This is a genomic window from Cryobacterium sp. HLT2-28, from assembly GCF_004402495.1.
Taxonomy (GTDB): domain Bacteria; phylum Actinomycetota; class Actinomycetes; order Actinomycetales; family Microbacteriaceae; genus Cryobacterium; species Cryobacterium mannosilyticum.
Genome location: NZ_SOFH01000032.1, coordinates 1 through 20,520 on the forward strand (window position 1 = coordinate 1; position 20,520 = coordinate 20,520).

The 20,520-nt window shown below is 70.5% G+C and carries 20 protein-coding genes; 8 read left to right on the plus strand and 12 right to left on the minus strand.

Annotated features, from left to right (window positions below; all coding sequences use genetic code 11):
* Window positions 1–185: 185 nt before the first annotated feature.
* The 3 genes from E3O48_RS17130 to E3O48_RS17140 form a co-directional block, all read right to left on the minus strand.
* Window positions 186–1,241, minus strand: a complete 1,056-nt coding sequence (locus tag E3O48_RS17130) for a maleylacetate reductase (protein WP_198413100.1) — start codon at window positions 1,239–1,241, stop codon at window positions 186–188.
* A gap of 311 nt (window positions 1,242–1,552) precedes the next feature.
* Window positions 1,553–2,242 carry an alpha/beta hydrolase gene (locus tag E3O48_RS17135; protein ID WP_134540958.1) on the minus strand — a complete coding sequence of 230 codons (690 nt, stop codon included), beginning with the start codon at window positions 2,240–2,242 and terminating at the stop codon, window positions 1,553–1,555.
* 2 nt (window positions 2,243–2,244) lie between these two features.
* Window positions 2,245–3,231: a ring-cleaving dioxygenase gene (locus tag E3O48_RS17140; protein ID WP_134540961.1), complete on the minus strand. Its 987-nt coding sequence runs from the start codon at window positions 3,229–3,231 to the stop codon at window positions 2,245–2,247.
* Between the two features lie 200 nt (window positions 3,232–3,431).
* On the opposite strand from E3O48_RS17140, the gene E3O48_RS17145 reads away from it, so the two are divergent.
* Window positions 3,432–4,226 carry a hypothetical protein gene (locus E3O48_RS17145; RefSeq protein ID WP_134540964.1) on the plus strand — a complete coding sequence of 265 codons (795 nt, stop codon included), beginning with the start codon at window positions 3,432–3,434 and terminating at the stop codon, window positions 4,224–4,226.
* A gap of 57 nt (window positions 4,227–4,283) precedes the next feature.
* Here the strand turns inward: E3O48_RS17145 and E3O48_RS17150 are convergent, their stop codons facing one another.
* Window positions 4,284–4,568 (minus strand): glutaredoxin family protein, encoded by a 285-nt coding sequence (locus E3O48_RS17150; RefSeq protein ID WP_134540967.1) that lies wholly within the window; start codon window positions 4,566–4,568, stop codon window positions 4,284–4,286.
* A 223-nt stretch (window positions 4,569–4,791) separates the two neighbouring features.
* On the minus strand, window positions 4,792–5,118 hold the full coding sequence (locus tag E3O48_RS17155; protein ID WP_134540969.1) for a cupin domain-containing protein: 327 nt from the start codon (window positions 5,116–5,118) through the stop codon (window positions 4,792–4,794).
* 351 nt (window positions 5,119–5,469) lie between these two features.
* Here E3O48_RS17155 and E3O48_RS17160 point away from each other — a divergent pair, with 351 nt between their 5' ends.
* On the plus strand, window positions 5,470–7,134 hold the full coding sequence (locus tag E3O48_RS17160) for a diguanylate cyclase (protein ID WP_134540972.1): 1,665 nt from the start codon (window positions 5,470–5,472) through the stop codon (window positions 7,132–7,134).
* A gap of 165 nt (window positions 7,135–7,299) precedes the next feature.
* Window positions 7,300–8,091: a nuclease-related domain-containing protein gene (locus E3O48_RS17165; RefSeq protein WP_134540975.1), complete on the plus strand. Its 792-nt coding sequence runs from the start codon at window positions 7,300–7,302 to the stop codon at window positions 8,089–8,091.
* Window positions 8,092–8,207: 116 nt separating this feature from the next.
* Here E3O48_RS17165 and E3O48_RS17170 read toward each other — a convergent pair whose 3' ends face one another.
* From E3O48_RS17170 to E3O48_RS17180, 3 genes are all read right to left on the minus strand, one after another.
* A complete protein-coding gene (locus E3O48_RS17170) occupies window positions 8,208–8,486 on the minus strand; it encodes an HPr family phosphocarrier protein (RefSeq protein ID WP_134540978.1) in 279 nt (92 codons plus the stop codon).
* A gap of 106 nt (window positions 8,487–8,592) precedes the next feature.
* Window positions 8,593–9,069 carry a PTS glucose transporter subunit IIA gene (locus E3O48_RS17175; RefSeq protein WP_134540981.1) on the minus strand — a complete coding sequence of 159 codons (477 nt, stop codon included), beginning with the start codon at window positions 9,067–9,069 and terminating at the stop codon, window positions 8,593–8,595.
* A complete protein-coding gene (locus E3O48_RS17180; protein ID WP_134507538.1) occupies window positions 9,066–9,299 on the minus strand; it encodes a glucose PTS transporter subunit EIIB in 234 nt (77 codons plus the stop codon). Before E3O48_RS17180 ends, E3O48_RS17175 begins: the two co-directional genes overlap by 4 nt.
* Before the next feature lie 188 nt (window positions 9,300–9,487).
* Between E3O48_RS17180 and E3O48_RS17185 the strand changes: the two genes are divergently transcribed.
* From E3O48_RS17185 to nagA, 4 genes are all read left to right on the plus strand, one after another.
* Window positions 9,488–10,237, plus strand: a complete 750-nt coding sequence (locus E3O48_RS17185) for a GntR family transcriptional regulator (protein ID WP_134540984.1) — start codon at window positions 9,488–9,490, stop codon at window positions 10,235–10,237.
* Window positions 10,238–10,277: 40 nt separating this feature from the next.
* Entirely contained in the window at window positions 10,278–11,519 is a 1,242-nt protein-coding gene (locus tag E3O48_RS17190) for a PTS transporter subunit EIIC (protein ID WP_134540987.1), read from the plus strand.
* 323 nt (window positions 11,520–11,842) lie between these two features.
* Complete coding sequence (locus E3O48_RS17195; RefSeq protein ID WP_134540990.1) at window positions 11,843–12,625, plus strand: glucosamine-6-phosphate deaminase; 783 nt, start codon at window positions 11,843–11,845, stop codon at window positions 12,623–12,625.
* 91 nt (window positions 12,626–12,716) lie between these two features.
* A complete protein-coding gene (gene nagA / locus E3O48_RS17205) occupies window positions 12,717–14,147 on the plus strand; it encodes an N-acetylglucosamine-6-phosphate deacetylase (protein ID WP_241982602.1) in 1,431 nt (476 codons plus the stop codon).
* A 488-nt stretch (window positions 14,148–14,635) separates the two neighbouring features.
* Here nagA and E3O48_RS17210 read toward each other — a convergent pair whose 3' ends face one another.
* Window positions 14,636–15,730 carry an NYN domain-containing protein gene (locus E3O48_RS17210; RefSeq protein WP_134540993.1) on the minus strand — a complete coding sequence of 365 codons (1,095 nt, stop codon included), beginning with the start codon at window positions 15,728–15,730 and terminating at the stop codon, window positions 14,636–14,638.
* Window positions 15,731–15,965: 235 nt separating this feature from the next.
* On the minus strand, window positions 15,966–16,595 hold the full coding sequence (locus E3O48_RS17215) for a LysE/ArgO family amino acid transporter (RefSeq protein ID WP_134540996.1): 630 nt from the start codon (window positions 16,593–16,595) through the stop codon (window positions 15,966–15,968).
* Window positions 16,596–16,664: 69 nt separating this feature from the next.
* Here E3O48_RS17215 and E3O48_RS17220 point away from each other — a divergent pair, with 69 nt between their 5' ends.
* The gene (locus tag E3O48_RS17220) at window positions 16,665–17,561 is read left to right on the plus strand and encodes a LysR family transcriptional regulator ArgP (RefSeq protein ID WP_198413101.1); all 897 of its coding nucleotides are present in this window, start codon (window positions 16,665–16,667) and stop codon (window positions 17,559–17,561) included.
* A 701-nt stretch (window positions 17,562–18,262) separates the two neighbouring features.
* Here E3O48_RS17220 and E3O48_RS17230 read toward each other — a convergent pair.
* Window positions 18,263–18,883, minus strand: a complete 621-nt coding sequence (locus E3O48_RS17230) for an NUDIX domain-containing protein (RefSeq protein WP_134541002.1) — start codon at window positions 18,881–18,883, stop codon at window positions 18,263–18,265.
* Window positions 18,884–19,002: 119 nt separating this feature from the next.
* Complete coding sequence (locus tag E3O48_RS17235) at window positions 19,003–20,256, minus strand: HNH endonuclease family protein (protein ID WP_166788744.1); 1,254 nt, start codon at window positions 20,254–20,256, stop codon at window positions 19,003–19,005.
* Window positions 20,257–20,520 lie beyond the last annotated feature (264 nt).

Sequence of the window (20,520 nt, forward strand, 5' to 3'; positions counted from 1 at the left end):
AGGGCTGGGCAGGGCTGGGCAGGACTGGGCAGGGCTGGGCCGGGCGGGGGCCGGGCTGGGCGGGACTGCGCTGGGCGGGGCCGGGCGGGGCGGGACTGCGCTGGGCGGGGCTGGGCGGAGCGGGGCTGGGCTGGGCGGGCGGGCCGGGCGGGGCCGGGCAGGGGCGGGAGGGACAAGGACCAGGGTCAGGTCGCCGAACCCGGCGCCGCACCGGACCAGGCCGCACGCAGGAGCGCGGAGAGGCCGTCAGCGGTCACCGTGCGCGGGTTCGACGTCGGCACCGCCGCGAGGATCAGAGTCACAGCCCGGGGGATGTCGCCCTCCCGGAAGCCGAGCTCCCGCAGAGCGGTCGGGGCGTGCAGGCGGTCCCGGAGCGCGACCAGCCCGGCCACGGCAGACGGCGCGCCGAGCGCGGTCGCGATCTGCGCCTCGGCCGCCGGGGCGGCGGGCACGTTGAACGCGACCACGTGCGGCAGCACCACGGCGTGCGTCTCCGAGTGCGGCAGCCCGAAGGTGCCGCCGAGCACGTGGCTGATCTTGTGGTGCAGTCCCGAGCCGGTCGCCGAGAACGCGCCGGCCGCCAGATGGGCGCCGAGGAGCGCGTCCTCCCGGCCGGTGAGGGAGCCGGGATCGGCGTCGACGGCAGGAAGGGCGACCGCAAGCATCCGGATCGCGTCGACGGCCACGGCGGCGGTGGCGGCGGTGGCGTCCGGCGCCCAGAGCGCGTCGACGGCGTGGGCGAGCGCGTTCAGCCCGCTCGAGACGCTGAGGCCGCGGGGGAGCGACCGGGTCAGCTCGGCGTCGTAGATCACGACGGCCGGCAGCACCCGAGGGTCGATTCCGGTGGTTTTCAGGCCGCCGTCGACCAGGCCCCAGATCGCCGTGGCCTCCGAACCGGAGTAGGTCGTCGGCACGGCCACGATCAGGAGCGGCCTCGCGGCGGAATCCCGTTGCCCGGCGCGCAGAGCGACCGCCTTGGCCAGGCCGATCGCCGAACCGCCGCCGATGGCCACGAGAGCGTCGACTCCGGCGTCTAGGGCCGCCTGGGTTGCGCGCTCGGCCAGCTCGACCGGCACATGCTGCACGACCTCGTCGAAGACGAGGGCCGGGCGGATGCCGCCGAGCACCCGCGCGGAGCGCTCCAGTTCGCGCCGGGTGCCGATCAGCATCGCCTGCCGCACGCCCAGCTCCGCCAGCACGGTCGGCAGCAGCTCCCCGGCCCGGCCGGTGCCGAACAGCACCCGCTGCCGGTCGGCCCGGCCCGAGTCGGCCGGGCCAGAGGCAGCCCGGTCCGAGTCGGCCGGTCCAGAGTCGGCCCGGTCCGAGTGGGCTGGGCCAGAGACGGCCCGGTCCGAGTGGGCTGGGCCAGAGACAGCCCGGTCCGAGTGGGCTTGGCCAGAGGCAGCCCGGTCCGAGTAGGCTTGGCCAGAGACAGCCCGGCCTGAGTCGGCCCGGTCCGGCTCGGCCCGATACTCGAAACCGAACGGCCGGTCCGGTGCAGCGGGGTCCGCGGCTGCGCCCGGGCCCTCGATGAGATCTTTCGGCGCGGGCATCAGCCGGCGGCCGGCTGCTGGCGGGCCAGCCAGGGCCGGGCGGCGGCGACATCCGTTGCGGCGATGCCGTGCCCGCCGCCCCGGAGTTCCTGCTCGACCGCTGCTCCCCGCGCGGAGAGCGCCGCCGCGACCGTGTCGACGCTGGTCAGCGGGGCCATCGGGTCGGTGCGGCCATTGAGCAGCAGCACCGCGGTCTCGGAGAGGTCGGTCGTGAGGCTGCGGCCGTCGAGCGGAAACATGCCGGAGAACGCGATCACCCGTTTCACAGCCTCCGGGTGCAGCAGCGCCGTGGCGAGGGCGATGTTGGCACCGTTGGAGAAGCCGACGGCGACGATGGGACGCTCGCCGAGGTCGTAGCGGTGACGGGCCCAGGCCAGGAAGCCGGCCAGTTCGGCGGCCCGGCGCACGACGTCGTCCACGTCGAACACGCCCTCGGACAGCCGGCGGAACCAGCGGCGCAGGCCGCCCTCGGTGACCGGCCCGCGCGGGGAGAGCAGGGTGGCGGCCGGGTCGAGGGCGTCGGCGAGGCCGAGGATCTCCTCTTCGTTGCCGCCGGTGCCGTGCAGCATCAGCAGCACGGGGTCGTTCGCCGAGGAAGGCTCACCCGCCCGGTAGACGTGGGTCCAGTCGGGGGCCGGCGGCCCGGCCGCGGTGTCCCGGCCGGGCGTGGGGTTCGTGTTCGCGGTCATCGCTACTCGGCGCCGGGGGTGGTCAGGGCCAGCGCAGGGTTGTTCTCGGCCGGCAGGGTGATCGGTGCGACGGCGTGCTCGATCTGGTCGCGGCTGGGCTCCAGCCACGGCGGCAGCTTGAGCGAGCGACCGAGTTCGAGCAGCGGTTCGTCGATGTCGAAACCGGGGGTGTCCGTGGCGATCTCGAAGAGCACCCCGCCCGGCTCGCGGAAGTAGATCGAGGTGAAGTACTGCCGGTCAAGGATGGCCGTCACACCGTAGCCGCGGTCGACGAGCTCGGCCCGCCACTGCTCCTGGGTGGTCTTGTCCGGCACCCGGAACGCGATGTGGTGCACGGTTCCGCCGGCGGTGAGGCCGACCTGACCCTTCGGGTCGGCGATGATGTCGACGATGTTGCCCGCGGCGCCGTCGCCGGCACCCACCCGGATTCGGTCGCCGGTCTCGGAGAGAATGCGCATGCCGAGGTCACGGGTGAGCACCTCGACGGTGCCGGTCGGGTCGGCGACGGTGAGCACGGAGGAGTGCTGGCCGCGCACGGCGAATTGGGCGGGCACGGATGCCGAGTCCCACGGATTGCGCGGATCCACCGTCGACGACGCCACGAGGTCCAGCTGCAGGCCGTCGGGGTCGCGCAAGGAGAGCCGCTCCTCATCCGAGGACCGGGAGACGAGCGTCGAGTCGACGCCGAGCGCCCTGAAGTGGTCTGCCCACCAGCCGAGGCTGCCGGCCGGAATCGAGAACGCCGTCGATGTCGACTGCCCGGAGCCGGGTCGGCCACTGGCGATGCCGGTCCACGGGAAGAAGGTGAGCAACGAACCGGGCCGGCCGGCGTCGTCGCCGTAGTAGAGGTGGTACGTGCCCGGGTCGTCGAAGTTGACGGTCTTCTTGACCAGGCGCAGGCCGAGACCCTTTACATAGAAGTCGATGTTGCGCTGCGGTGCACCGGCAATCGCGGTGACGTGGTGCAGCCCGGAGGTGCGCATGCTCATGAGGTCCCTTTCTGATGGTGACGCTGACTTTCATGCAAACGCATGTTTCTTCGGATTCATTCCCGATCAGCCGATCAGCCATCCGACCGCGCCCGCCCGACTGTCACCCTTGTCCCGTTCTCACCCGAACTGGGCATTTCGCTCTCCGCCGAACGGGAGCAATATGGAAATCCAACTCTGATCAGGTAGGAGAGCGGGAGATGACTGACGCAGCGTCTAACGACTCCGGCGACAACTACATCCACGACGACGACGAGGATGCCGCCACCACCGACGGCTACGAGGTCTACAACCCGCCCGCCGACCGCTTCCTGACCGCGCAGATGTGGTGGATCGCCAGCGAACTGGTGCGCCGGCATCCGCACCTCCGCATCTCGGGGGTGGAGGTCGACGACGGCGCCCGGCTGCTGATCGTGCACGACGAGCAGAACGCGATGAGCATCCAGTGGGATCTCGTCGGCGGCTGCAAGTTCCTGGTCAACGGGGTCGTGAACAAGATCAGCTGGATCGAGATGATGGCCGCCCTCGGCCCGCACGACATCGTGCGACGGATCGAGGTGGCGACCGGCCTCGGCATCCCGAAGACCCCGCCGGTCACGACGAAACGCGCGCTGACCTACCGCCTGATCGCCAGCGCCCTGGCCACCGCGACCAACGATCGGCAGGGCTGGTACGCCGTTCCGGCGCCGATGCTGCACGACGAGGACCCGGCCGAGCCGGGCTGCGACTACTTCCGCGGCTTCCCCTCCACTGTCGAGGCCCGCTCGCGCTACGTGGCGATGACCCTCGAGGAATTCGACGCCGGCAATCGCAGCGTCTACTTCTTCCAGCCGTTCTGGGCGCTGCTGCGCGACCTGGACCCGGTCGCCATCTTCGACGCGGCGGGCGTGATCCACACGGTCCGCGGGGCGACCGAACTGATGCCGGTCTACGAGCGCACGCACCGCACCCTGTCGATCGCGACCGTGCAGGTGCTCGGGGCCTACCTGCCGTAGCGGCAGCCGGCTGATGCGTCCGGCGACGGATGCCGCTGCCGGTGATTCCCCGGGGTGCTAGTTGATGCTGCCGAACTCGGTGAGCTTCGCGTGCAGCGTCGAGTCGCTGGGCTCGACCACGTGCGTGCCGTCGGGGAACACGATCACGGGAATCCGGGTGCGGCCGCTGATCGCGTGGGCACGGTCCGCGCCATCGTCGACGCTCTCGAGATCGACGTAGTCGTAGTCGACGTTCAGTACATCGAGCAGCTTCTTCGAGCGGCGGCAATCGCCGCACCACTCTGCGCCGAACATCGTGATGCGCTGGGCGGGGGCTGCTGTCGATGCTGCGAGTTCGGTCATCCGCCCATCCTAGGTGGACGCGGTGGGCGTTCTCTGGGCGCGACGAGTGGCGACCGTGCGCGCGCGACGACCGCCCCTCGGCCCAGGCGGGGGAGCTCGTGGCGCACCTTGAGGAAGCGGGCGCACGTTCCTGGGTGCGCCGGCTTCCCGAACCTGCGCCGCGACCGCCGCGACCGGCGCCGCGACGGCGCCGCGACCTGCGCCGTTACCGCGGATGCCCGCGCTACCCGATCATCGTGAGCATCAGCCGCGACTCCTCGAGCGCTTCGACCTCGTGCGTGAGCGAAGCGTCGAGACGCAGCAGCGCGCCCGCGACGAGATCGGTGACCTTCCCGCCGGCGGTGACGCGCAGGCATCCGTCGAGGGCCTGCATGAGCAGGGTCTTCGGCGCCCGGTGTTCCTTGAGCACGTGCCCCGCCGCGAAAGTGAGCACGACCACGCGCACCCCCGGAGCGTTGAGCACGGTGCTGTGCCCGAGGCCGCCGGGGGCCGGGACGGCACCGGCGCGGAGGTCAGGAATGAAGGTGATCGGGGCCGCGGAGGTGTCCATCCCTTCACGGTAGCCCCGAGCCGGTCCGTCCGGGGCGCTGATCGGCGGGATGCCTCGTCGCGAGTTCGCCTCACTCGCGGCGCACCTTGGGGAAGGCGGCGCACGTTCCTGGGTGCGCCGGCTTCCCAAACCTGAGCCGCGAGCAACCGGCTCCGCGCGCAGCTCTGGAAACCGCACCCCTGAGCGCCCGAACGCGTGCGAGAACCCGCCCCTCGCACCCCGAACGGGTGCCCGTGAAAAGTCCGACTTGACTCCAGAAGTGGGGGCTCAGACCCGACCGAAAATCGGCCCGCATCAGCGACAACGCTGCTAGGTTCAGAATGAGGCACGAGCAGTCGGGGGGACTGAGAAATGAACTCGAACCAGGCAGTCTCCGAACGGCGCAAACCGTCGCAGGACCCGATGACACAGACGACGATCGAGGACCTCCTCGACGCGAGCGAACGACTCTCCGCGGCCGGACGCCACCTCGACGGTGCAGTCGCGGCCGAGGAAGCCCTCGCCACCCCGGGCATCATCCCGGTGCAGCAGGCGCAGGCCCGCGAGATGCTCGCCCTGCACCGCCTGCGGCTGGGCGACTACCAGGCATCCGTTCAGAACGGCCTGCTGGCGCTCGAGTATTGGACAGTCAGCGGCGACCTGCTTCGGCAGTCGAAGGTTCACTGCACCCTGGCGCTCGCGTACACCGACACCGGCCTCACCGAGCAGGCCCTCAGCCACGCGGTTCCCGCGCTGGAGGCGGCACGGGCCTGCGGCAGCCTGCTGGCGGAGTTCTGGGCGCTCACCAGGGCGTCGACGGTTCACGGAGCCATGGGCGACGGAGTGCGAGGGGTCGACCTGGGGCGCCAGGCGCTGGCGCTGTCCAGAACGCTGGACGACACCGACGCCAGCCTCGCGGCCGTGAACAACCTGGGCGACAGCTGCCTGGAACTCGCCCGCGCCCAGCGAGAGGACGACCTCGACCCGTCGCAGGCGCTGCAGGAGGGCCTGGTGCTGATGCGCGAGGCGGTGGCCATGGCCCACGCCCGAGGGCACAGCTTCTTCGAGACCATCGCCCTGACCAACCTGGTCAGCATCCTGATCGAGCTGGACGAGCACGACGAGGCCAGGGAGAAGGCGCATCGCTGCACGGACCTGGCGCGCGCGAACGGCTTCCGCACTCTCGAGGTGAATGTCGACGCGCAACTGGCCGAGGTGGTGCGGGCCGAGGGCAACCTCGACGAGGCGACCGCGATGATGGATGCCCAGCTCGCCGACCCGTCGATCGACGAAGACCCGCAATTGCAGATCAGACTGCACCAGGCGCTGTACGAGATGCACAAGCAACGCCGGCGTTTCGAGGGTGCGTTGGGCCACTGCGAGAAGCTGCACGCGCTGACCTTGAAGAGAATGACCCAGACGGCGGGACTCCAGTCCCAACTGCTGATCAACACCCTCGAGGTGGAACAGGCGCGCCACGAGGCCGAGCGATCGCAGCTCGAGGCCGAGGTGCAGCGGGTCAGGGCCGAGGAACTGGACGACCAGGCGCACACCGACCCGCTCACCCGACTACCGAATCGGCGCGCGCTCGACCGGGAACTGCCCCTGCTGATGGACCGCGCCCGCGACCTGTCCCAGCCCCTGTGCGCGGCCATGATCGACTTCGACAATTTCAAGCTCGTCAACGACGAATACGGCCATGCCATCGGCGACCTGGTGCTCACCACGATGGCCGAGATGCTGCGCGCCGTCACCCGGGCGAGTGACCTTGCGGTACGGGTCGGCGGCGAGGAGTTCCTGCTCGTTTTCGGCAACACCGAACTCGACCAGGCCGTCCTGGCCTGCGATCGGCTGCTCGCCTCGGTGCGCGACTACACCTGGGGCGACGTGGCCGTCGGCCTGACCTGCACGGTCAGCGTCGGTCTGGCCGCCCTCCAACCTGCCGAGCGCGTCTCGCACTGGCTGGAACGGGCCGACGTGGCCCTCTACGGCGCCAAGCACCGCGGCCGCGACCGGGTCGTGATCGCCGACGCCTGACCATCCGCGACAGCCGAAAACGGATGCCGCACCGACACATCCGCACAGCTCGATCCGGGGGGATCCATGACAATCCAGGCACCGACAACTCGACCATCCACGGGGAACCAACCGTCAGCGGTCAAGGTTCCGACGGTCGACGCTCCGGCGGTCGGGGGACGGACGATGGGCGAGCAGCCCGCCGCGCAGGCGGTCATCGACCGGCTGCTGCGCCAACAGGCCGAGACGCCGACGAGGAGCGTGGTCGGCCGCGTGTTCGGCTACTCCCCGCTCGCCGCCGAGAGCGTCAGCTGGTACCTCGGCGCGAAGGGTGAGATCGACGTCGCGGCCATGCTCGCCACGCTGCCCGCCAGTTGGAGCGTATTCCACTCCCTCCCCATCGGCAAGAAGGGCGCGGACATCGACCACCTCGTGATCGGGCCCGGCGGGGTCTTCACGATCAATACCAAGAACCACTCCGGCAAAGGCGTCTGGGTTGCCGGGCAGACCCTGATGGTGTCGGGCTACAAGGCGCCGCACATCCGCAACGCCGAGTACGAGGCCGACCGGGTCACGAAACTCCTGCGCGAACGGATGCCGCGCCTCGCCGCCGCGCACCCCGTCGTCGCCGTCGTCAATGCGAAGTCGCTCACGATCACGAAGAAGCCGGAGAGGGTCGCCGTCGTGACCGGGCCCGCGCTGCGCCGCTGGCTGATGACCCGGCCGGTCGTGCTGGGCCCGGCCGAACTGGCCGACCTCCGAGCCGTCATCGACAACCCGGACACCTGGCCGGCGCCGCTGTTCTCAGCCACCCCGAACGCCCAGGAACTCTTCGTGACGCTCGACGCGGAGGTGCGCACGGCTCTGCTGCGGCGCACCATCTGGAAGCTGACCGGGATCGCGGCCCTCGTCGGGGGTCTGCTGCTGGCCGCGCCGGCCCTCTCGGCCGCCATGGTCGGGCTGGCGAGCATAGGCTGACGCGGCCTGACCGGCCGGCGCCGCGGGCCACGCGGCGCCGGGGCCTCATGCGGGGCCTCATGCGGGGCCTCATCCGGGCCCATGCGGGGCCGCGCGGGGTGGTGTCGGGCTAGGAGTTACGCGGCGTCGTGGTCCGTCTCGAGGATCAGGACGAGGGCCTCGAGAGCCTCGTCGGCACCCTCGCCCTCGGCCCGGAGAACGACGACGTCACCGTTGGCGGCGCCGAGGCTCATCAGGCTCAGGATGCTCGAGGCATCCATCGCGTCCTCGGCCGGGTCGCTCTCGAGGCCGATCGTGACATCGATCGACAGTTCGCCGACGGCCGCCGCGAAGATCGAGGCGGGACGGGCGTGCAGGCCGACACGGCTCGCGATGGTGGCAGTGCGTTCGGACATGGTTCCTCCTGGTGGTGCTCGCGAGATCGGTTCTCGCCGATTGTGGTGGGGCTGCTAGTCAACGATGCCGGGTGCGGGCGGTGCAGCGCAAGCTCGACCGGGCCGGTCAGCTGTTGACGGTGATGAACTCGTCGCCGGCGGCGAGCTGCGCGCCGGCGGTGACGGCATCCGCCAGAGTGATGTTCTCGGCGGTGCGTTCGAGGATGATCACCGGCACGATCGGGTTGCGACCGGTCGCCTCGATCGCGACCACGTCGTAACTGACGATCACGTCGCCCGCCGACACGGTGTCGCCCTGGGTCGCGCGCAGGGTGAATCCCTCGCCGTGCAGCTGCACGGTGTCGATGCCGAGGTGCACGAGCACGCCGAGGCCGTCGGGGGAGAGGATCACATACGCGTGCGGGAATACTTTGAGCAGCTTGCCGCTGATCGGCGCGATCGCGTCAACGACGCCGCGCGGCGGATCGATCGCCGCGCCTGGGCCCACGATCGACTGCGCGAAGGTGGGGTCGGGCACCTCTTCGATGGCGACCGCCCGGCCCGGAACGGGCGCGAGCACAACCACGGGAGTGACTGAGCTCACAGAATGTCCTCGATGTCTTCGGCGAGGTTGTCGGCCTCGGGGCCGACGATGACCTGGATGATCGTGCCCGACCGGAACACGCCGTGGGCGCCGGCCGCTTTCAGTGCCGCCTCGTTCACGAGGGCCGGGTCGGTGACCTCGGTGCGGAGCCGGGTGATGCAGGCCTCGATCTCGACGATGTTGCCTGATCCGCCGAGGCCGGCGAGGATCTGTTCCGCTTTGCTGCTCATGGGGTGTTCCTCCTGTGGTGGGTGCTGCTGGTCCGGATTCTAGTGCTCTCCGAGAACCCGGGCGGCAGTGGGGCTTGACAAGCAGGGGGCCGCAGCTTCATCATCGAACTATTGGATCGTACCAGTACGGACCACAAACCGAAAGTGGTCCTATGCTGGAGATCGACCAACGACCTGAAGGTGACACGATGACGAAGATCCAGGACGAGAGCCCGGCCCTCGAGGCGGGCCCCGTGCCCAAGCATGCGCAGTTGCGGGCGATCCTGCTCGAGCGGATCGAGAACACCCTGGCTCCCCACGCGGCCATCCCCGCCGAGCGCAAGCTGATGACCCAGTACGGCCTGAGCCGCTCCACGGTGCGGGAGGCGATTCGCCAGCTCGTCGAAGAGGGCCGCCTCTACGGAGTGCAGGGCAAGGGCACCTTCGTGGCCGGCGAGCGCGTGCAGACCGACCTGCACCTCGCGTCGTTCACCGAGGATATGCGCCGGCGCGGACTCATCCCCGCGACGATCGTGAGCTCGTTCGCCCTGGTCGACGCCCCGCTCGAGGTGCGGGCCGCGCTCGGCCTCGGCGCGAACGCCCAGGTCTACGAGATCGACCGGCTCCGGCTCGCCGGCGGCATCCCGATGGCGTTCGAGCGCGGCTACTACAAGGCCGAACTGCTGCCCGACCTCGAGAGCAAGGACCTGACCCGGTCGCTCTACGCGACCTTCGCCACCGAATACGGACTCCGGATCGACAACGCGGAACAGACCGTGTGGGCCGAGACGGCGGATGCCGGCGCCGCCGACCTCCTGGGCATCACCGAAGGCGCGCCCCTGATGGTGTTTCGCCGCACGTCGTCGGCAGGCTCGGCATCCGTCGAGTACGTCACCTCGTGGTACCGCGGCGACCGCTACCAGGTGCACATGACCCTCAATCTGCAACACCAGCCCTGATCCACCCCCAGAACCCCAACCCATCACCAGGAGGAAATCAATGTCCAGCATCACCGCAGACGCGGGCACGAAACGAAAGTTTCCCGGCCTCGGCCAGGCTCAACGAGTCGGCCGCAGCCTTATGCTCCCGATCGCCGCACTCCCCGCCGCCGGCCTGCTCCTGAGGCTCGGCCAGCCTGACCTGCTCGGCGGGATCCCCGGCTTCGAGACCGGCGGCGCCGTCATCGCGTCGGCCGGCGGCGCGCTCTTCGGGGCTCTCCCGCTGCTCTTCGCGGTCGGTGTCGCGATCGGCTTCGCCAAGAAGGCCGACGGATCGACCGCCCTGGCCGCCGTGGTCGGTTACCTCGTCTTCTCCAAGGTCGGCGAGGCGATGTCGCCGCTGGTCCTCGGGCTGCCCGCCAAGGGCGCAACCCAGGATCTCGTCAACTACAGCGTGCTCGGCGGCATCCTGATGGGTATCGTCTCCGCGCTGCTCTGGCAGAAATACCACCGGATCTCGTTGCCCAGCTATCTCGCCTTCTTCGGCGGGCGCCGGTTCGTGCCGATCATCACCGCCGTCGTGGCGCTGATCCTCGGAGTGCTGCTCAGCTTCGTCTACCCGGCGTTCGCGAACGGCCTGACCGGCTTCGGTGAGGTCGTCACCTCGAACAACATCTGGGGCGGCTTCCTCTACGGCACGACCAACCGGCTGCTCATCCCGGTGGGCCTGCACCACATCCTCAACTCCGTCGTCTGGTTCGTCATCGGCGACTACAACGGCGCCACCGGCGACCTCAGCCGGTTCTTCGCGGGCGACCCCACCGCCGGCTCCTTCATGACCGGGTTCTTCCCGATCATGATGTTCGCCCTCCCCGCCGGCGCCCTCGCCATCTGGCACGAGGCCAAGCCGTCGCAGAAGAAGATCGTCGGCGGCATCATGCTCTCCGGCGCCCTCACCGCGATGCTCACCGGCGTCACCGAGCCGCTCGAATTCTCCTTCATGTTCGTGGCGTTCCCGCTCTTCGTCATCCACGCGCTGCTCACCGGTTCCTCGCTCGCCCTGGTCAATGCCCTGGGCATCCGCGACGGGTTCAGTTTCAGCGCCGGAACGCTCGACTACGTGCTCAACTTCGGGCTCGCCGAGAAGCCGCTCCTGCTCATCCCGATCGGGCTGGCCTACGCGGCGATCTACTACTTCCTCTTCCGCTTCGTCATCCGCAAGTGGAACCTGAAGACCCCTGGCCGCGGCGACGATGAGATCCAGGACCCCGCGGCAGCGGATGCCACGGGGACGACCGTCTAGATCGGCACCTGGTCCGGTCCGCACGGCGGGCCGGACCGGCGACGCACGGCACGGCCGGCCGGGGGTCGCGAGCGATCCGCGCGCGACCCCCGGCAGGCAGCACCACGGTGCCGCCCGCACCGCCGGCACCGCCCGCACCGCCGGCACCGCCCGTGCCGAGGCGCCGCCGGCACCACGTTGCCGTCCGCACCGCCCGCGCCACCGGCACCGCCCGCACCACCCGCACTACGTTGCCGTCCGCACCACGGTGCCGCCCGCACCACCGGCACCGCCCGTGCCACCGGCAACACCCGCAACACCCGCAATTCGAATTGGAGTACACGATGGCCGAAGTAGTTTTTGTTGACAGTGAGGCCGCGGCGGGAACGCTCGCGGCAGCATCCATTCGTTCACTGATCCTGCAGAAGCCGGATGCCGTGCTCGGCCTCGCGACCGGCTCGACGCCGCTCTCGGTCTACGCCGCCCTGGCCGCGTCCCTCACGGCCGACCCGATCGACGTCTCCCGGGTGCGCGGCTTCGCCCTCGACGAATATGTCGGCCTGCCCGCCGGCCATCCCGAGAGCTACCGCTCGGTGATCACCCGCGACGCGGTCGTGCCGCTCGGCCTCAACCCCGCGAACATTCGGGTGCCTGGCGGCGACCCGGCCACCATCCGCACGGCAGGACTCGACTACGAGGCCGCCATCGTCGCCGCCGGCGGCGTCGACGTGCAGATCCTCGGCATCGGCCGCACCGGGCACGTCGGCTTCAACGAGCCCGGCTCGTCGTTCGCCTCCCTCACCCGCATCAAGACCCTGACCGAGAAGACGCGCATCGACAACGCCCGTTTCTTCCCCTCGATCGACGACGTGCCCATCCACTGCATGACGCAGGGGCTCGGCACCATCCTCCGGGCGCGGCACCTCATCCTGCTGGCCTTCGGGGCCGAGAAGGCGGATGCCATCGCCGCCGCCGTGGAGGGACCGGTCACCTCGAGCAAGCCGGGCTCGGTCATCCAGCTGCACCCGCACGTGACCGTGATCGTGGACGAGGCCGCCGCCTCGAAGCTCGAGAACCTCGACTACTACCGGTACGCCTGGGCGCACAAGCCCTGGCCGGGAATCTAGACCGCGCCGCCCCGCTTCCGGTCTGACGATTCTCGTTCCGTCACCTCCCGTCCCGTCTGAACCCCGCGTCTGAATCCTTGGAGCAACCGTCATGACCCCGCTCACTTCCCCTCCGGCCGACCTGGTGCCGGCCGAGCGTTCCGGCACCCCGGCCGTCGCCGGTCAGGACTCGGCGGTGCCGATGCCGGCCGTGCCGGCGCTCGCGGCGCCGATGCTCACGACGCCGATGCTCACGACGCCGACGCTGGCGGCGCCGACGCTGGCGGCGCCGACGCTGGCGACGCCGACGCCGACGGCGCCGACGCCGACGCTGGCGGTGCCGATGCCGGTCGTGCCGGCGCTCGCGGCGCCGACGCTCGCGACGCAGATGCTGCCGACGCCGACGCTCGCGACGCCGATGCTCATCGCGGGCGGAACCGTGATCGCCCCCGACGCCGTCTTCTCGCCCGGCTGGGTGGACATCCGTGCCGGCCGGATCGTCGGCTGCGGCGCGGGGGAGCCGCCGCGGAAGCCGGACTTCAGCTTTCCGGAGAGCACCCTGGCCGCCGGTTACGTCGACATCCACACCCACGGCGGGGGCGGCAGCAGCTTCAACGACGCGGACTCCTCCGTCGCGGCCGCGCAGATCGCCGCCACCCACCGTGCCCACGGCACCACCACGCTGATGGCCAGCCTGGTCACGGCCCCGCTCGATGAGTTCGAGCGCACCGTGGCGGCCCTGGCGGGGCTGGTCGAGCAGGGGCTGCTGGCCGGCATCCACCTGGAGGGGCCGTGGCTGAGCCCGGCCCACCGCGGCGCCCACGACGAGGCGCTGCTGCGCGCACCCGACCCCGAGAGCATCGACCGGATCATTCGGGCCGGCCGCGGCACCGTGCGGATGGTGACAATCGCGCCGGAGCTGGAGGGCGGCCTCGCCGCCGTGCGCCAGATCGTGGGCTTCGGCGCCGTGGCCGCGATCGGCCACACCGACGCGAACTACGACATGACCCGGCAGGCGATCGCCGCGGGGGCCACGGCCGGCACGCACGTCTTCAATGCGATGCGGCAGATCCACCACCGCGAGCCCGGGCCGGCGCTCGCCCTGCTCGAGGACCCGGCGGTCTTCGCCGAGCTCATCGCCGACGGGGTGCACTTGCACCCGGCCATCGTGCGCTTCATCATCGAGAGCCCGTCGCGACCCGTCTTCGTGACGGATGCCATGGCCGCCGCCGGCGCGGACGAGGGCGAGTACAAGCTCGGCGCCCTCGACGTGAGCGTCTCCGACGGGCAGGCGCGGCTGGCCGACGGCACCATCGCCGGCAGCGTGCTCACCCTGAGCGAGGCCGTGCGCTTCGCCGTGCACACCGCGGGTGTGCCCGTCGAGGTCGCGGTGCGCGCCGCCACCCAGAATCCCGCCGACATGATCGGCCTCGCCGACCGGGGCCGCCTGGCGCCGGGCAACCGGGCGGACCTGATCGTGCTCGACGCCGGCCTCCAGGTCACCGCGACCCTCCAGTCCGGCGCCTGGGTGACGCCCGCGTAGATGCTCGGGCGCGACCGCGCCACTTCCGCCGCTTCGCTCCAGGTGTGCGTGGCGCGCAGCGGCGCAAGTGGCGCGCTCGTCGCATCGGCACGCCCAAGAGGTTCCTCGGGCCGAGCTCAGAGCCCGCCGGGCGGCTCCGCTCCGCTCCGCTCCGCTCCGCCCTTTCCCTCCTCCCTGGTCCTGTCCTGCCTTCCTGTTCCTCCTTGCCCCGCCTCCCCGTGGCTAACTCCTGCAATTCGTCGCAGAATGTCCCGATTCGGCTGGTTTGGGCACGATTCCGCGCGAATTGCAGGAGTTAGCCATAGTTGAAGGCGCCCACTCCTGCGCTGACGGGGGCCGGATGCGATCCGGGGGAGGGCAGGTGACTTCAGTTGCGTCGTCGAGCCAGATTCGACGCGAATGCAGGATGCGCCTGAGCCAGGAGGCCCCAGGGCACCGGCACGCGCACGGCATCCTGCATATGGGCCATCCAGCGGCAGTCGCCGAGGCTAAGACCGCAGTTTGAGCAGAACGGGCGCGCCCGCCGTCTGCTCCTTGATCTCGACCGTCTGATGCCGGGACTTGAGAAAGTCGGCGAACTGACTGAACCCGAGCGAGCCTTCCTGGAAGACCGGGTCCAGCTGTCGCATCGCGCCCTTCACAGCGGATGCATGCTGCCATTCCTGGTCGTTCGAAGCAAGCTGCTCCACCGCCCGGAGGAGCAGTGCTGTCGCTGCCTTCCGCGCCTTCGGGCTTGCGTCGAGCCTCCGGATGTCGACCGGTCCCGCGGTGGGCGTGGTCGGCTGGATGGTCGAGGCGGGAGCCGTCTTCGCCGTGCTGATGCCCGCGGCCAGGGCCGGCACACGCTTCGCAGGGGTGTTCTTGGCTATGGTCTTCGCACCGGGGGTCTTCTTCGTACCGGCCATCGAAGCGGCCTTCGCGCCGGCCTTCGGAGCGACCGGCTTCGTCGCGACGACGGAGATGGGCCCCGCCGTCGGGGGAGTGAGCGGCGTGGACCGTGCGGTACCCGGGATCGAGTCGTAGTCGGTGAACACGTCGCAGGCCGAGGCGAGCGCGCTGCTCGTCGCTCCGGACACCCCGATGCCGATCACGACTCGGTCGAGACGCCGGCAGCGCTGCGCCAGCGGGATATAGTCCGAGTCGCCGGCGACGATCACGATGTGGGTGAGGTTGTCGTGTCGGAAGAGGTCTTCCATCACATCGATCGCCAGCCGGATGTCCGCGCCGTTCTTCAGAGTAGCCACGGCAGGGAAGAGCTGGATGAGGTCGACGGCGTGGTCGACGAGCTGCCTTTGATGGCGCGCATTGACCGGCGTCGACCAATCGGCATACGCCCGGCTGACGGTGATCGGACCGAACGTCGCGGCGTAGTCGAGAATGGCGTCCACGTCGACCATGGCCCGACGGATGCGCAACGTCACCTCGGCCTCGGGCTTGTAGGTCACCCGATTGCGCACCTTGTCCTTCGCGAACGCGCCCTCGCCGTGGAGTTGGTTGTACCGCGAGATGACGATGTTCTCGAAGTCGAAATAGACGCCGACCCGCTCCCGGGGCCGCTCAAGCCTCGCAGACTCCTCAGACATGCGGATGCTCCTCCAAGGTTGGTTCCAAAGACGAGCGCCGTGCACATCCCCCGGGCTCAGCATCCTGGATCGGCCTGGGGGTAGGCAAGCCCCAGTACGGGCTGGATACGTTCCTCGGGGCGGGCAGGTGACTTCAGTTGCGCCGCGCCCGTTTCGGCCCGAATGCAGGATCAGCGGCGGCTGCGGGCGCCCCGGCACCTCGCAGCTCCGCGGCATCCTGCATTCGGGCCCGCGCCTACACCCCGAGCGCCATCCGCACCCCGAGCGACAGCATCACGACGGCGATGAAGCCGTCGAGGATGCGCCACGAACCCGGGCGGGCGAAGAACGGCCGCAGGTGGCGGGCACCGAAGCCCAGGCTGAAGAACCAGGCGAAGCTCCCCGTGATCGCCCCGGCGCCCCACCACCAGCGGGCCGACTCGCCCTGCTGGTTGGCCACCGAGCCGAGGAAGATCAGCGTGTCGAGGTAGACGTGCGGGTTCAGCCAGGTGAGAGCGATCATCGTCGCCACCGCGGCCCGGGTGCTGATCGGCACCGGCGCGTCATTCGCCACCAGCGCCTTCGGCTTGAAGGCGCGCACCGTGGCGAAGACGCCGTAGGCGAGCAGGAACGCGGCCCCGACGATGCGGATCACCACAAGCGCCGCCGGGGTCCGTTCGACCACGAGACCGACGCCGAGGATCCCCGCGAAGATGAGCACGGCATCCGAAATCGAGCAGATCAGCACCGCAGGCAGGATGGTGCGCGTGTGGCCCTCGATCCCGAGCCGGAGGACGTATGCGTTCTGCGCGCCGATCGCCACGATCAGGGCCAGCCCGGTGCCGAAGCCGAGGAGTGCGGGGAGGAGGGTGCCGGCGAGGTCCATGCTGGCCAATGTAGGAGACAAATCGCATGTAGTACAGCTAAAGTTTCGAAGGATACCTAAGCGAGGCTAATGATGGCATTCCAGTTGGATCACCTGCACACCCTGGTGGCGCTCGTCGAGGAGGGCACGTTCGAGGCGGCGGCGCAGCGGCTGCGGCTGACGGCATCCGCGGTCTCGCAACGAGTCAAGGCGATGGAGCAGGCGGCCGGCCAGGTGCTGATCCAGCGGGTGAACCCGGTCATTCCGACCGCCGCCGGCGACATCGTGCTGCGCCACGCGCGCCAGGTGCAACTGCTCGAGGGCGACGTGGCCACCGAGCTCGGCGCCGGCCTGCAGCCCGGCGGGCGCACCTCGCTGCCGCTGGCCGTGAACGCCGACTGCCTGGGCACCTGGTTCCTCGACGCGCTCGCCGCCGTGCCCGAAGGCAGCGGCGCGGTCTTCGACATCTACCGCGAAGACCAGGAGCACACCACCTCGCTGCTGCGCTCGGGCACGGTGATGGCGGCGGTCACGTCCACGGCCGAGGCGGTGCAGGGCTGCTCCTCGGTGCGGCTGGGCTCGATGCGCTACCGGGCGGTGGCCAGCCCCCGGTTCGTCGGCGCCTGGCTCGGCGGCGTCGCCGGCACCGCCGGGCTCGACACCGCCCCGATGGTCAACTTCGACCGCCGCGACGACCTGCAGCACCGGTTCCTGCGCGGCATCGGCGGCCGGGCCACGGATGTCCCGCGCCACCACATCCCCACCACGGCCGACTTCGCCCGCGCGGTGGTGCTCGGCCTCGGCTGGGGGCTGCTGCCCGAGCAGCAGTGCCTCACCGAACTCGGCGACGGCCGGCTCGTGGAGCTGGCGCCGGGGCATCCGATCGACGTGGTGCTCTACTGGCAGCACTGGAACATCGCCTCCCGGCTGCTCGACCAGGTGACGGATGCCGTGGGCCGGGTCGCCGCGGCGAGCCTGCACCCGTAGGGGCTCGCCCTGCGGTCGCGCGACTTGTGGCCCGCCCGCCCGGTGTCGCCCGCCCGGCCTCGCGGTCTGTGCGGCCGCCCGTCGCCCGTCCGCCCGTCGCGGCGCACCTTTGAGAAGCGGGCGCGCCGTGGAACGTGCGCCCGCTTCTCAAACCTGCGCCGCGAGGTTGCGGGATGCCGGCGCCGGGGCCGGTCGTTGAGCCGAAGGTCGCAACGCCGAGCCGGTCCGCATGCCCTTCTGACCACAACAATCGCCCGAATTCAGGATGCCTGGCACGGTTGGGGCGATTGGGGCCCCGCACACCCGTCGCATCCTGCATTTGCTGTGGGGGCCCGGGCGGGCGGCAGGAGTGGTCGCCAGGGCGCGGTGAGGAGTGCCGCTGACTTTGCCGGTGCCGGTGCGCGAATGCAGGATGCGCGCTAAGACTGAGGCCGAACAGGGCCCACCCGACCTTCGCATCCTGCACTTGGTGATGTTCGGGGCACGTCGGGGTGCAGCAGCGAGTCAGCGACCTGTCTGGTGCGGTCGGGCACCGCGGTGGATGCGGGCACCAGCGGCTCCAGGGGTGCCGGCGCCGGCGCCGGTGCCGGCGGCGGCGACGGCGATGGCGCACCGTCGGGAGCGGCGGCAGCGGGAGCGGCGGCGGCAGCGGTGACGGTGACGGTGACGGTGACGGTGACGGCCCGAGGCTGCCGGCCGCGTCACCGGTGCCGGAACAGCTGCGCCGGCTTGCCGACCTTGCCGGGCTGCACGGCATCCGTCGCGACGAGGCCGGGCAGCACCCGACGGCGGAACGTGTCCTTGCCGAGGCGCTCGCCGGACACGCTCTCGTGCAGCCGCAGCAGCTCGAGCAGGGTGAACTCGGGCCCGAGCAGGCGCTCGGGGTCGGCCGCGGCGGCGTACTCGGCGCGAACGGTGTTCACCGCCAGCCTGAGGATCTGCTCGTGGTCGTAGACCAGCCCCTGCGCCGCATCCCACGGGGTGAGCGCGCCGGCGGGCACGGATGCCGCGGGCACCACCACGAGGTGCGCCACCGACATCACCCAGCCGCGATCATCCCGTTCCGGGGCGTCGAACACGTGCAACTGGCGCGGGCGCAGCCCCTCGATGCCGGCCTTGTCGCGCAGCGAGCGGAGCACGGCGTCGGCGAGGGTCTCGCCCTCGTGCACGAACGTTCCGGGCAGCCGCCAGCCGCGCTCGTTCTGCACGAGTACGACGCAGAGCGCGTTCGCCTGCACCGTGAGCACGGCCGTGTCCACGGCCACGGAGGGGCGCGGGTAGTCGGCCAGGGGTGTGGAGGGGGAGTCGCGATGGTCGCTCATGCGGCAATTGTCGCAGGTCTGATCTATGACGGGTGGAGCGGATGCCAAGTGGCGGCCGCCCTGGGGATGTCGCCGTTGCGGTGGCCGTCGCCGGGGGCGTTTCCCGAGCCGTCAGGCCGTCATTGCCGGTGCCAGCGGGCACGATCGGGGCTGTTCGGGGTGGTGCCGCAGACCATCGCGGTGCCCGCGGTGGTCACGCCCGTCGCGCCGGCCGGTGCGCAGAATGAGCCGGGGTGCACCGTGTCGGCCGCAGGTGCCGGTGCGGGTGCAGGTGCCGGAGCGGGAGCAGGAGCAGGTGCGGGTGCAGGCGCGGGCGCAGGTGCAGGTGCAGGAGCAGGTGCGGGAGCGGGTGCAGGAGCCGGAGCAGGCACCGGAGCCGCCCGAGGGGCGAAGTCCGAGGTCACCGCGGGCTGGCCGGGGCAGGCAGAGAGGATGCGCGTCATCGCCGCAGACTCGGCCGGCGTGACCCACAATCCGTAGGTCGCCTTGACCGAAATCTGCCGGGCGACGTAAACGCAGCGGAACGACTTCACCGGTGGCAGCCAGGTGGCCGCGTCGCCGTCGCCCTTCTGGGCGTTCGTCCGGCCGTCGACGGAGAGAAGGTTGAGCGGATCGTTGGCCAGGGACGTGCGCTGGGCCTGGGTCAGGAGCTGGGCGCCGGTCTGCCAGGCGTTGGACAACGCCACGACGTGATCGATCTGCACCAGCATCGAGGTCTTGTTGCCGCGGACGAAGCTGATCGACTTGCCCGTGTACGGCCCGTTGAGAACGCCGCTCATCACCCGGCAGGGCCCGGAACGCACGATGTTCTTCAGGTCCCGGGCGAGGATGTCGTTGCGGGTGTCGCATCCGTTGTGGTCCACGTCCAGCCAGGCTGTCCCGAATTGGGTGGTGCGGGCGTATCCCGTCTTCGGGGCCTTGCCCTTCACCGCGAGCGTCTGCAGCAGCGCCTCGGCCGTCGCATCGGTGACCGCACGGTCGGCGATGACCACGGATGCCGGTGCGACCGAGGACACCGAGACATCCGGGTCGATCGGGGCTTCCGCGGTGAACGCGGCCTTGAGTGCAGCCTTCGGAGCGGGGGTTGCGGGGGCCGCCGTGGTCGCCACGGTCGACGCGGGCGTTGCGGCGCCCGTGAGATTCGCGGGGGCGTCGTAGGCCGACGCGCCGATTCCGGTGCTGACCAGGGCCGCGACGAGGGCCACGGCGGCGATCGGTCGCGACGGGATTCTCGCCCAGGACCTGCGCCCGGTGACCAGGGAGTAGAACGCGGTCACGAGGCCCGCCAACCCGGCCATCGTCAACATGCCGGGGAACCCGCCGGATGCCCAGCCTGAGATAACGAAGATGGCGATCACCGCAATCACCACCACGGTGCCCACACGGGGTCGGATTCGTTTTCGGCCTGGTGAGGTGGGCGGTGATGCGGGGGAGGTCAAGGGATTCCTTCGGCTGGGACTGTCGTGTCTGGGACTGTCGCTGGTTCCAACCTAGGCGCGGCAGGGAGTCGTGAGGTCGCGCAGATGAGCAGGTCAGGGCCCCAAAAAGGGGCGAGAGTGCGCCGATCCCTGTCCTGCCGCGGAACGGCGGCATCCTCCCGTCGTCTTATCTCCCCTGAGTTGCGGAGAAAACACCCC

Excerpts from the sequence above, each read along its gene's own strand:
- E3O48_RS17135 (WP_134540958.1), bottom strand. The coding sequence starts at position 2,242 with ATGACCGCGAACACGAACCCCACGCCCGGCCGGGACACCGCGGCCGGG.
- E3O48_RS17140 (WP_134540961.1), bottom strand. The coding sequence starts at position 3,231 with ATGAGCATGCGCACCTCCGGGCTGCACCACGTCACCGCGATTGCCGGT.
- E3O48_RS17145 (WP_134540964.1), top strand. The coding sequence starts at position 3,432 with ATGACTGACGCAGCGTCTAACGACTCCGGCGACAACTACATCCACGAC.
- E3O48_RS17150 (WP_134540967.1), bottom strand. The coding sequence starts at position 4,568 with ATGACCGAACTCGCAGCATCGACAGCAGCCCCCGCCCAGCGCATCACG.
- E3O48_RS17155 (WP_134540969.1), bottom strand. The coding sequence starts at position 5,118 with ATGGACACCTCCGCGGCCCCGATCACCTTCATTCCTGACCTCCGCGCC.
- E3O48_RS17160 (WP_134540972.1), top strand. The coding sequence starts at position 5,470 with ATGAACTCGAACCAGGCAGTCTCCGAACGGCGCAAACCGTCGCAGGAC.
- E3O48_RS17165 (WP_134540975.1), top strand. The coding sequence starts at position 7,300 with ATGGGCGAGCAGCCCGCCGCGCAGGCGGTCATCGACCGGCTGCTGCGC.
- E3O48_RS17170 (WP_134540978.1), bottom strand. The coding sequence starts at position 8,486 with ATGTCCGAACGCACTGCCACCATCGCGAGCCGTGTCGGCCTGCACGCC.
- E3O48_RS17180 (WP_134507538.1), bottom strand. The coding sequence starts at position 9,299 with ATGAGCAGCAAAGCGGAACAGATCCTCGCCGGCCTCGGCGGATCAGGC.
- E3O48_RS17185 (WP_134540984.1), top strand. The coding sequence starts at position 9,488 with ATGACGAAGATCCAGGACGAGAGCCCGGCCCTCGAGGCGGGCCCCGTG.
- E3O48_RS17190 (WP_134540987.1), top strand. The coding sequence starts at position 10,278 with ATGTCCAGCATCACCGCAGACGCGGGCACGAAACGAAAGTTTCCCGGC.
- E3O48_RS17195 (WP_134540990.1), top strand. The coding sequence starts at position 11,843 with ATGGCCGAAGTAGTTTTTGTTGACAGTGAGGCCGCGGCGGGAACGCTC.
- nagA (WP_241982602.1), top strand. The coding sequence starts at position 12,717 with ATGACCCCGCTCACTTCCCCTCCGGCCGACCTGGTGCCGGCCGAGCGT.
- E3O48_RS17210 (WP_134540993.1), bottom strand. The coding sequence starts at position 15,730 with ATGTCTGAGGAGTCTGCGAGGCTTGAGCGGCCCCGGGAGCGGGTCGGC.
- E3O48_RS17215 (WP_134540996.1), bottom strand. The coding sequence starts at position 16,595 with ATGGACCTCGCCGGCACCCTCCTCCCCGCACTCCTCGGCTTCGGCACC.
- E3O48_RS17220 (WP_198413101.1), top strand. The coding sequence starts at position 16,665 with ATGATGGCATTCCAGTTGGATCACCTGCACACCCTGGTGGCGCTCGTC.
- E3O48_RS17230 (WP_134541002.1), bottom strand. The coding sequence starts at position 18,883 with ATGAGCGACCATCGCGACTCCCCCTCCACACCCCTGGCCGACTACCCG.